Origin of the sequence: Chitinimonas sp. BJB300 (assembly GCF_002735695.1) — a bacterium.
Classification (GTDB): domain Bacteria; phylum Pseudomonadota; class Gammaproteobacteria; order Burkholderiales; family Chitinimonadaceae; genus Chitinimonas.
Genome location: NZ_PDZH01000130.1, coordinates 1 through 10,281 on the forward strand (window position 1 = coordinate 1; position 10,281 = coordinate 10,281).

Consider the following 10,281-nt stretch of genomic DNA (forward strand, 5'->3'; position numbering starts at 1 on the left):
TTGAATGCCTGAGCATCAAGACGCAGAAGAACCCATTCGCACTTTGCCGCAAGTTACTGATCAACGCCTCTCGCGCGGCTTATGATCAGTTACAGCTGCTTCTCGCAGCTACTGCGTAACATCAGTTTGTATCGAGCTGTGGCAGCCATAGCTCGATACGGTATCGAAGTGCGGCCAAAAAGTATCAAGCTGTGACATACGGCTATCGAGCTGTGACTAACGCATTTGCCAATTAACTAGGCAATACAAGCAACGTAGAACTTTGTCCACAGACCCCTAATCTTATTTCTAATCTTTCTTAATGCTTTTGGGGAGGCTATGCAAAAACCACCGATGAGAACAGCTTTAAGCCACGCGAGAGCACTAGCAGAAGCTGCTAGACAAAAGAGTATAGAGACCGGCCAGCTCTCTCTGTTTCCATGGCGCCAAGACCAACGAGGACTATCCAACGTTTTGGCTAGATCAAGTCTCTTCAATACCGTTAGCGAATTCAACACGTCTACACAAGAACGAAAATTCCTGCGTGATGTAGTAGTTGCAACCATGGGTGATGACGTAATCATGTATCGCGGCGAAGAACTACGCCAAGATGACCATGATGTATTCATCAACTTAGTTCAGCTAGTAAAGTACTCAAACTTGAACGAAGTTATTCGCTTCAAGCCGTTCCCATTCATGAACAAGTTTCTTGGCTGGTCAAAATCACCACACAACTACCAACGCTTAAAAGAATGTGTGTCACGGCTCAATGCGACAGGCCTAACTATCATTACACGGCGTAATGCCAACCAAGAAAAAACAAACCTCTTTGACGGCCAATCACTGGTTCGTAAGTTCCGCCATGAAGATAGCGGCACATCTGAACCGCTAAGCGAATGGGAAATCACCATGGAACCAGACATAGTTGAATTGTTTGGTACGTACATGGCAACCTACTTACAAGCGGCAGAAGCTATAGCCGTGAGTAAGCTACGCAGCCCTCTAGCAAGGTGGTTATATCGCTTCTACAGCACCCATGAGGTGCCATTACCAATGAAAATAGAAACGCTACAACGGTTATCTGGAAGCCAAGTAAAGCAGATGAAACACTTCCGCCAAAAATTACGTGAAGCACTGGTGAAACTGGAAAAGGTTGGTTTTCTAGCATCGTGGTTAATGGCTGAGAACGATGACAAACTACATATCATCAGAACTGGGCAAAAACGTATTCGTGGGTAGTATCGAGCTATGACTAGAAAAAGCTATCCAGGTTTGAGTTCAAAACCATGTAATTGCATGCCTAGAGTGCATCAAAACGCATGATTTTTTGCACCCTTCCGACAGCTTCCCCCTCCAGTACTGACGCGGATTTAGCCTAGTTTTGCAAGTGCATAAAAACCGCGCTATTAAGTGCGCGGGCGTGGTGGGGATACGAGCGCGCGCCAACGGTCTTTAACATCATGTTTGACCCGGGCAACGCTGCTGAACCAAAACCCCATCGGGACTAATACCCTGCCCAGAGTATCGTTGTTGACGTAACGTTCTAGCCACTTACACTAGAACCCTACACAACAAAACGTCCTCGGCATTCGCCTGGAGGGTCGTCGGGAGGAAACCCCATGTCTCTGTCACCTATTGGCCTGCCCAAGGCGTTGGTCCAGCTATTCGACCCGACCGCCCTCTTTGACTCGTACACGCGGCTTTACGCTATCCAGGTTGCCGGCTTGCCTGACGACAAGCTACTGGTCGAATCCTTTTGCGGGGTGGAGGCGCTGTCGACGATGCCGGTGATGGCCGTCACCTGTCTGTCGACGGATGCTTATCTGGACATCGGGGAGTTGCTGGGGCGGCAGGTGGCATTACACATCAGCCTGTCCGATGGTTCACGCTGTACTCGAACCGGTTACATCGCAGGCACCAATGACGATTCAGGCGATGGCGGCTTGGCCCGCTACAAACTGTCCATCGTGCCCGGACTTTGGTATGCCCATCGCAATGTACAGAGCCGGGTGTTTCAACAGCGCACTATTTTGAATATCGTCGAAACGGTACTCGCCGCTTATTCACCCTATGTGAGATGGCAAATCACGTCCGATGCCGCCGCTGCGGAACTCGCCACCACCCCGCTGCACTACTGTGTGCAATACCGCGAAAGCGACTATGTGTTTATCCGCCGCCTGTTGGCCGATGCCGGGTTGGGCTTTGTCATCGAGGAATCCGAAGAGGGCGAGCTAGGCGTGGGTGCGCAACATCGCCTTTTGATCTTCGCGGACTCGAAACAACTGCCCGAAGACAGCAGCGCCCAGCAAAGCTTAGGCGGGCGGGGCATCCGCTTTCACCGTGGCAGCGGCGCGGAAGAACAGGACACGCTGTACGAGATCCTGCAGGGCATGGACTTTCTTGGCCCACAGGTCATCACCGCACAAGCCTGGCATGACACAGGACGGTATTCCGTGACGGCCAGCGCCGGCAGCAGTACAACCGGGCTGGAACAGTTCTACCCGCTTTCAGGCAGTCATTTCACCAACCAGTCCTTGCTGCAAGCCCGTGTGGACCTGATTGAAGAAGTGGTGGCCTGCCGTAAGGAAACCATTCGCGCCACCGGCAACATCCGCAGCCTGCGCCCAGGTCGGCGCTTTACCCTGACCCAGTATGATCGGCTGTTCTTCAGCCAGGGCCGCGACGGCAACCCGCAACTGCTGCACCGCGCCCAGCGCTTTGCCGGCGTCAATAACCTGCCCAAGGCCGCCAAGGAAAGCATTGCAGCAAAGCTGGGCAAGGATAGGCAGTTTGCCCAGCACTTCGATAAAGTCATGGCCGACTTGAACCTGAAGGATGAGATCAGCGGGACCGTCGGGCGGGATTCATCGGTGGACTTCAGCGGGTTTGCCGAGGTGGCGGAAGCGAAAGGGTATCTTCATGTCAGCCAGCTGCAACGGCTGGAACTGCCCTGGCGGCCACTGTTCCACGCCAAGTGCGCCGTACCGGGCCCGCTGACGGCCGTGGTGGTGGGTGACGGCCCGATCCATACCGACCGACTGGGTCGGGTGAAGGTACGCTTCCCCTGGCAGCGAGGCGAAAACCCCGATGACACCGATACCTGCTGGATGCGGGTCGTACAACGCAGTGCCGGCCCCAGCCGGGGGATGCAGTTCACGCCGCGCCCAGGTCATACCGTGTGGGTGGACTTCCTTCATGGCGATATCGACCAGCCGATCGTGGTGGGCAGCCAATACACGGGCGTGGGCGAAGGCGATGCCACCTACTCACCGGCCCGCACGACGCGCGACAGCAACACCCCATTTACGCCACCCGACACTAAGGTGTTCGCCCAGGCCAACGACCGCCATGCGGCGGGGCAAGGCAACTTACAGGGTGGCAACAGTCCGGTCTGGCATGGTGCCGCCCCCGGTGACGATGGGCACCGCCATGCGGGTGCGTTGCTGGGCATTCGCAGCCAGTCACTGGATGGCGAGGGCCACAATCAGCTGTTGTTTGACGACAGCGATGGGCAGTTGGCGGTACAACTCGCCACCACGCAGGCAACCAGCCAGCTCAACCTGGGCCACCTGATCCATCGTGCCGACAACTACCGGGGCAGCTTCAGAGGCGAAGGGGCGGAGCTGCGCACCGACGCCTATGGCGCACTGCGTGCCGGCCGTGGCTGGTTGATGACCAGCTATCGCATCCGCCACGATAACAACACCCACGAACCGGCCGGCGAGCTGGCCGGGCCATTAGCCTTGGTCAAGCAGGCGCAGCAGCTATCCCAAGCACTAAGTCAGACCACGGCCACCCACAAAGGCATTACGGCCGCCAGCCAAGTTGGCGTCAATAAGGCCGACCAATCCTACCTCGACCCCAAGCGCAGCCCACTGCCGGCCTTCCTGCACGCAGTGCAAGGCCAAGTCGATGCCGAAGACGTGAACCAAGCCCTGAGTGATGCCACAGCCAAGAACATCAAGGCCAAGCCCAACAGCGCCAAGACACCGGGCACGATCCCCGCGATCACTGACCCGCTGATTGTGATCGCAGCGCGGGGCGGCATGGTCGCCGCCAGTGAAGATGCGTTCATCCTTGCCAAAGAAACCCAGTCCTGGCTGGCCGGGCAGCACTTCAATCTACTGTCGGGCAATCAGCTGCGCATTGATGCCAACCAGGGCGTCAGTGTTGTTGGGGGACTGGCGGATGGAGAGAAAGACCAGCAGCAAGGGCTGAGCCTCATTGTGGGTGAGGGTGACCTGCTGATGCAGGCGCACGACGGCGCGATGCAGATCGCGTCCAAGGGCAAGCTCACGCTGGAGTCAGTGAATGGCGAAACCACGCTGGCGGCGGGGAAGAAGATTGTGATCTGCAACGCGCATGGTTCCAGTATCACCATTGAAAACGGCAGCATCACCACCGCGTGCCCGGGCACATTGCGGGTGCAGGCCAGCCATAAGGCGTGGGTTGGGTCTGCCAGAATGACTTTTCCTCTACCGACCTGGGGTACATCGGAGCTATCGCGTAAGTGCAACAAAACCGCGACAGCCATTAGCGCCGCTTTTATCCCCTTGAGTTAATGCCATGACCCAGCCAACCAGCCAGCAACCCGAGACAAATATCGCTGCCGAACCTGCCAAGGAGACGCTTACCGTACCAAGTTCTCGTAGTTCAGCTCTAAGAGTGGTAAGTACTGAGTGCTTACTGAGGGCATCTGCACAAGGCGCTCCCTTTATCCCCCTCCATGTGAAGAGCCATGACCCACTCCACCAAGACACAGATACAAACGGCCGCTGAACTCGCCCAATGGCTACGCACTGCCTGCCAGGACAAGACCGGTGCAGAACCCTCATCGGAATCACGCCTGTTTCTGCTAGTAGACTTGGCCAAGCTGCCGAACTGGGCCGAACACGAGACAACGCTGATCGCCAAGGGGTTATTGAAGGGCGAGTCCATCAACCTGTACGACGATTTGTCTGGACTGGCTATCGAAAACAGCGGCCCAGCACTGATCGAGGTGGAACGGCATGTCGAGGCATTGCAGGCTTTGGCGGAATTCGTGCTCCAGCAGGATGCGTTCAGCTATCTGCTGGCCGCCAATGTTGATCTAGCCGAACTTGCCAACCATTTGCGGGAGATTCGTGAAGTGGTCATGCCCGACGGTACGGGGGCGCTTTTCCGGTTCCAGGATATCAATGTGACGACGGCGCTCTGGCCGATGGCGACCCCTGGCCAGATCCACCGTTTGCTTGGTCCAGCCCGAGTATGGGCGGTACGCGACGTTTGTGGGGACATGCTCTCCATCGTGCGCCAGCGGACAGATCTACTGGCAGGGGCCATCCAATTCACCAAAGAGAATGTCAAAGCACTCGAAGATGCGCTATTCCCTTGGACAGTGATTCACCAAATCGACGAAATCGACATCGTCTTGCTGGATGGTATGAGCGGTTGTGAACGCCGTAAACTGGTCAATGAGCGGATCACCCAGGCAAGGCAATTGGGTTTGAAACTGCCGTCCGATCTTGCCTTATACAGCGCCTTGAGCCTGCAATTACCCGAGGGGTTTATCAAGAAAGCCCCCTTTGCCGATGCCCTTGCCAAGGCCCGGGCTGGTCATGCCAGTTTTGGGTCGGCATTGGAACACGTCTCGTCAGATGAATGGCTTGCGGTGAGTGAAGATGACTAAAGGACAACCGTCATGTTTTAACTGGCAATGGTTGCGTGGGGGACGTGCAGGCTTACAAGGCTTGGTCCTTGCACTGCTGGTCACAGCTTGTCAGGCGCAAGAGCCAAAGATGGTCGGTGGTATAACCGGCGTAGCGTACAACTACTCCCAGGAATATGTGGTGTTTGTAAAAGTGAATGGGAAAACAGTCGCAACCGGTTTGGATGAGGTAAAAGTTGGCGGGGTAAAAGGGGGCGGGGGCATGTGTTGTATTGAGTTACCGCTTGGTGCAAAAACAGCAGAAGTGACACTTGTATTTCCCAAAGGCAAGGAGTCCAAAGTAGTAGCACCCATTGAAAAATGGTGGCCAGACTTAGCAGAGAGTGCAATCGTGCATATTTTGCCTGGGCATAAAGTTGTCATGGAGGTTCGATCCATTGACCTTGTACCAAGGTCGGACTTGTTAGATGCCAGGATTAAAGAGTTAGGATTGAAGCGAGAAACAAAAATCAAAGGCATTTATAACACTGGACCTAATGCCAGAGCGGACGGAGTTGAATAGGAATGGTTAATGCAATCCCGCCAAAGATTAAATCCATCGAGAATATGGTGAAACGGAGTATTGCGAAGACAAAAAGACAAACCTCTCCCGCATGCCCAACATGTTTTGTCACTTTATGGATGAGCTTCTTCTTCGATGGAACTGGGAATCATCGAGAGCGCGATTTCCCAAAGAGTCACTCTAACATTGCGGCGTTGTACGATGCACATCTCGATGACGAAGACGATGGCGTTATCAGGCGGTATTACGAAGGCTTAGGTACGCCCTTTGAATTCCAGGACCGATATGAAAAGCGCCGCGTCCGCATAGATCATGGTATCTATACCGAAGTCGAAGACATTGGATACAAGGAAGATGGCAATAGTGTTCTTGGATCGGCCGTGGCAGCTGGCATTACAGAGCGACTGGAAAAAGCAACATTTGATTTGTTACGTGCAATTGAACTGTTCAGGACAAGAAACAAGCTGCATGAAATTAATCTAGCTGCATTTGGGTTTTCTCGCGGTGCGACTGAGGCCCGTGTATTTATGCACTGGCTGGCTGGGTCGGAAAAAATCACCAAAGAAGGCAACAAGCTGCGCTACGAAGGCATCCCACTCAATATCAAATTTCTGGGGATATTTGACACAGTCGAATCGGTTGGTTTGCCCGCCGACAATAAGATGCCGGAGTTAATCAAAACTACGATTCCGCCCTATGTCGAGCGCTGTACCCATATCGTGGCGGCCAATGAACTGCGGCATGCGTTTTCGTTAACGGTGGGGGACGGTAAAACCCGACATATTGTGTATCCCGGTTCCCATGCCGATGTGGGTGGCGGCTACGGCCGCCTGGAACAAGGTAGGCCCAATACCTTGGCGCGGGTTGCACTGCTGCAGATGCTCCACGAAGCACGTGGTGCGGGCTTAAAAATGCGATCTGTAGATGAAATGAAAGCATCTAAGGGTTGGGAAGATTTGTTTGCACTATCCTTTGATGTTCCCGAGGCAGCAATCAAAACCCTTACCCAGTACATTGCCGCTGTGAAGCCCTCCGGTTCTGTGCAGACCCACTTTGAAGCTCACAGCAAGCAGTATTGGGCCTGGATAGATTCAGGGCTGGCCAAGTCAGATGCAGACACCAAAGCAAAGTCCCCGCAATATGCAACAAATGCAAAATCATTGCAGACAATGTCGCTACTGCTGGGCCTGCAAGCCCGGACTTCAACTGGTAAAGGTGAGATTGGCACAACGCCGAATGCCAATATGGTGCTACCGGCTACACGAGAGTTGTTTTCAAATTACGTTCACGATTCGTTTGAGCATTTCTCTGCAGCTGGTGGACCACTGCAAATGGATACATCTACGGCCGACTACTACAAAATTCGGCCGTTATTAAAGCCGACGGCGTGATGTGAACTCAGTATTGGGTCGGCCGACCATGTGGTAAGGGGGAAGGTGCGCAAGTTCGCGCGTAGATAGATTGCGCACCTTCCCTTCAAGAAGCATGTCGATTCAATTCGTAGCGGCGGTCCAAGTTCAACCCGAAGCGGCCGTATCTCACGTCGCCCGCTGCTGTTAGCTTGTTACGATGACAATTGACAATGAACAATGCAGAAATGTTGTTAATGGGCGGTCGCGTTACCGCCAATGTAGTACGGGTTGGTGATACCGTTAGGCGACCGATCACAGCAGATCGGACGCAGATACACGATCTACTTGTCCACCTGGAAGAAAGAGGATTTGGGGGAACGCCACGGTACTTGGGCGTTGATGATCAAAATCGCGAAATCCTGAGTTTCCTCCCCGGCAGTGTGCCAAGCGACCTTGGTCACTTCCATGATGCTCAACTCGTCGCCGCCGCGGCTCTCCTAAGACGCTTTCATGACGCAACGGCAGATTTTCCTCTTGTCCGAAATAGCGGTGCAGAGGTCATATGCCACAACGATTGGGGGCCACCCAACGCAGTTTTCCTTGATGACTTACCTTGCGGACTAATTGACTTCGACACGATCGCACCGGGCCTTCGCCTGTGGGACTTAGGCTATTCAGCATTCGCTTGGCTTGATCTTGGTAATGCCGACTATACGGGAGATGAGCAAATCCGCCGTCTATGTCTCTTAGCTGGCGCATATGGCGTGCCGGGTTGTTCGGCTGCACAAATCGCAATCTATGCTGTCGCGCGGCAGTCTGCCCTTGCTGTATCTGGGCGCGTTCAGGGTAAGACTGAAATGGCCGATTGGGCGTTGTCCGCCGCATCTTGGACCATCCTCAATGTCACCGAGCGATTAAGCCCGACTGGCTACGCTCTGTGTTCGTGCGTGTAGGTGGGATTCAACCAAGGCCGGGTTAAAACCCGAAACTTGGAGTCCGGTTTAGGAAAAGTAAATTAGTTGCGTTTTTTTGCATCTGGCGGTTGTACCAATCCAGCAGCGATTAACAGCAATCGCCAAGCACTGTAAGGTATCCGCGAAGAATTGGAGACACTGACCGGTGCGCACCATGCGGGAATCAACGCCAAGCAGTTGTGCAACATCGCTACCTGAGAATGTACTTCCATCCGGTCTGAAACATGATTTGATGGCGGACCTAACGTTGCTCTCGCTGGGTGATTTGTAGCTGGTCGAGTAGCCCGAGGGAATCTCACCCTCAGGCTACTCGACCAACTAAGCAGCTGCACCGCCTACACCCATTGATTAACACCATCCCATGGGGGCCGAGGGGATCGCCTTGCCTGAAACCCAGAAAGGGAACCGCCATGAAAACCACCGTGTCGGTGTTATCTGCCATGACGGCGCTAGACAACGAACCGCGACTAATGATGGCTATGCGTCTTCTACTCAGCAACATAGCGTTGCAAGGCGAGCGGTCAAGTGCTTATTGCGATGGGTTGGCCCGCTTCACCCATATCGTCAACACCCGCTATGGCACTGAAGCGTTTTCGGTCGAGGATGAGTCGATAGGCAATGACCCGAGGCAAGCGGCCGCCTGTTTGACAGTCACCGAAGCGTCGAGCATCAATGTAAGATCGGTGACATTTTTGTCACCCCGAATCGGGGAAGCCGTTGCGCGACAGGCCATTACCTTGGTGCGCAGGACCGGTGAGCCCATCACGATTCATGCTGACCGTACTGCCTTGGGTGAGCTGTTCACGCCGGTATGAATATAAGTGTCCTGCGGTTTTGTATGGGATTCTCCCAGGCCATACCGCTGCATATTCATTCCTCGCCAGGGTATTTTGTCGAGTGGCACGCGAGTGAGATTCGCTCGGCTATTCGATCACCTACACCACCTTTAGCAAGGTGTAGCGTTCTCCCGTTTCCAGCCCTTCGAACAATTTTGGGCCAAGCTTCTTCAGCATCTCACCTTTTACAATCATGAAACGCTGGCTACTGGGACGTTCAACAGCAGGACCATTATCCGGTTTTTGGGTCACCATCGTGGTGACTTCTAAAAGTATGTGCTCAGTATTGTCTGTATCTACTACCGGCATTTCTCTCTCGACTTCACGCATTTGCAATATCCTCAAATATTATTTCCTTAAAGATCTCGCTAGCGCCTGTGCTAGGTTAACCGTATCCACAAGCTTACGAGATGCACTTATGTTAAAGTCATATTTATTCTTGTCTATGTTAACTTTACCCATTCAATCGGCATATTGGCTTTGTATTCAAGAAGATATACAAATAACATAACGATATTTGTTGAACTCCTTCTTGAGCAGAGACCACGCAATCGATTGGGTCATTGGAAAGACCAAAGTTTCACCATTGCGTTGGGCCAAACGAAAATGCAAACGATTAGGTAAGGGTGTCTCAAGGGCGACAATATGGTTGAAACATGTGATTGCGCAGTGGCCCCGGCTTTTTTTGCTCACTGGTTTTTCACCCATACCGGATTGTCAGAACGATAGGAGCCGGATGAATCGAGAGACTCACGTCTGGTTGCGAAAATGCCTGAGGGTGAGATTCCCTTTGACCACCTACTCACTAACTGATGTTACGCAGTAGCTGCGAGAAGCAGCTGTAACTGATCATAAGCCGCGCGGGAGGCGTTGATCAGTAACTTGCGGCAAAGTGCGAATGGGTTCTTCTGCGTCTTGATGCTCAGGCATT

General features: G+C 53.5%; 8 protein-coding genes. 7 read left to right on the forward strand and 1 reads right to left on the reverse strand.

What is annotated here, in order from left to right:
* Nucleotides 1-318: 318 nt before the first annotated feature.
* The 7 genes from trfA (at nt 319) to CSQ89_RS17560 (ending at nt 9,329) form a co-directional block, all read left to right on the forward strand.
* Complete coding sequence (trfA, locus tag CSQ89_RS17530) at nt 319-1,218, forward strand: plasmid replication initiator TrfA (RefSeq protein ID WP_099407387.1); 900 nt, start codon at nt 319-321, stop codon at nt 1,216-1,218.
* A gap of 380 nt (nt 1,219-1,598) precedes the next feature.
* Nucleotides 1,599-4,541, forward strand: a complete 2,943-nt coding sequence (locus CSQ89_RS17535) for a type VI secretion system Vgr family protein (RefSeq protein WP_099407388.1) — start codon at nt 1,599-1,601, stop codon at nt 4,539-4,541.
* Between the two features lie 176 nt (nt 4,542-4,717).
* Nucleotides 4,718-5,647 (forward strand): DUF4123 domain-containing protein, encoded by a 930-nt coding sequence (locus CSQ89_RS17540; RefSeq protein WP_099407389.1) that lies wholly within the window; start codon nt 4,718-4,720, stop codon nt 5,645-5,647.
* The gene (locus tag CSQ89_RS17545; RefSeq protein ID WP_099407390.1) at nt 5,640-6,188 is read left to right on the forward strand and encodes a DUF3304 domain-containing protein; all 549 of its coding nucleotides are present in this window, start codon (nt 5,640-5,642) and stop codon (nt 6,186-6,188) included. Before CSQ89_RS17540 ends, CSQ89_RS17545 begins: the two co-directional genes overlap by 8 nt.
* A 2-nt stretch (nt 6,189-6,190) precedes the next feature.
* Nucleotides 6,191-7,579 carry a T6SS phospholipase effector Tle1-like catalytic domain-containing protein gene (locus CSQ89_RS17550; protein ID WP_099407391.1) on the forward strand — a complete coding sequence of 463 codons (1,389 nt, stop codon included), beginning with the start codon at nt 6,191-6,193 and terminating at the stop codon, nt 7,577-7,579.
* Nucleotides 7,580-7,770: 191 nt separating this feature from the next.
* Nucleotides 7,771-8,493 (forward strand): phosphotransferase, encoded by a 723-nt coding sequence (locus tag CSQ89_RS17555; protein WP_099407392.1) that lies wholly within the window; start codon nt 7,771-7,773, stop codon nt 8,491-8,493.
* Nucleotides 8,494-8,924: 431 nt separating this feature from the next.
* Nucleotides 8,925-9,329 carry a hypothetical protein gene (locus tag CSQ89_RS17560; protein ID WP_099407393.1) on the forward strand — a complete coding sequence of 135 codons (405 nt, stop codon included), beginning with the start codon at nt 8,925-8,927 and terminating at the stop codon, nt 9,327-9,329.
* 120 nt (nt 9,330-9,449) lie between these two features.
* Here the strand turns inward: CSQ89_RS17560 and CSQ89_RS17565 are convergent, their stop codons facing one another.
* Nucleotides 9,450-9,680 carry a hypothetical protein gene (locus CSQ89_RS17565; RefSeq protein ID WP_099407394.1) on the reverse strand — a complete coding sequence of 77 codons (231 nt, stop codon included), beginning with the start codon at nt 9,678-9,680 and terminating at the stop codon, nt 9,450-9,452.
* Between the last annotated feature and the right edge of the window lie 601 nt (nt 9,681-10,281).

Coding starts and splice junctions, on each gene's coding strand:
- CSQ89_RS17565 (WP_099407394.1), bottom strand. CDS start 9,680: ATGCGTGAAGTCGAGAGAGAAATGCCGGTAGTAGATACAGACAATACT.
- trfA (WP_099407387.1), top strand. CDS start 319: ATGCAAAAACCACCGATGAGAACAGCTTTAAGCCACGCGAGAGCACTA.
- CSQ89_RS17535 (WP_099407388.1), top strand. CDS start 1,599: ATGTCTCTGTCACCTATTGGCCTGCCCAAGGCGTTGGTCCAGCTATTC.
- CSQ89_RS17560 (WP_099407393.1), top strand. CDS start 8,925: ATGAAAACCACCGTGTCGGTGTTATCTGCCATGACGGCGCTAGACAAC.
- CSQ89_RS17545 (WP_099407390.1), top strand. CDS start 5,640: ATGACTAAAGGACAACCGTCATGTTTTAACTGGCAATGGTTGCGTGGG.
- CSQ89_RS17550 (WP_099407391.1), top strand. CDS start 6,191: ATGGTTAATGCAATCCCGCCAAAGATTAAATCCATCGAGAATATGGTG.
- CSQ89_RS17555 (WP_099407392.1), top strand. CDS start 7,771: ATGAACAATGCAGAAATGTTGTTAATGGGCGGTCGCGTTACCGCCAAT.
- CSQ89_RS17540 (WP_099407389.1), top strand. CDS start 4,718: ATGACCCACTCCACCAAGACACAGATACAAACGGCCGCTGAACTCGCC.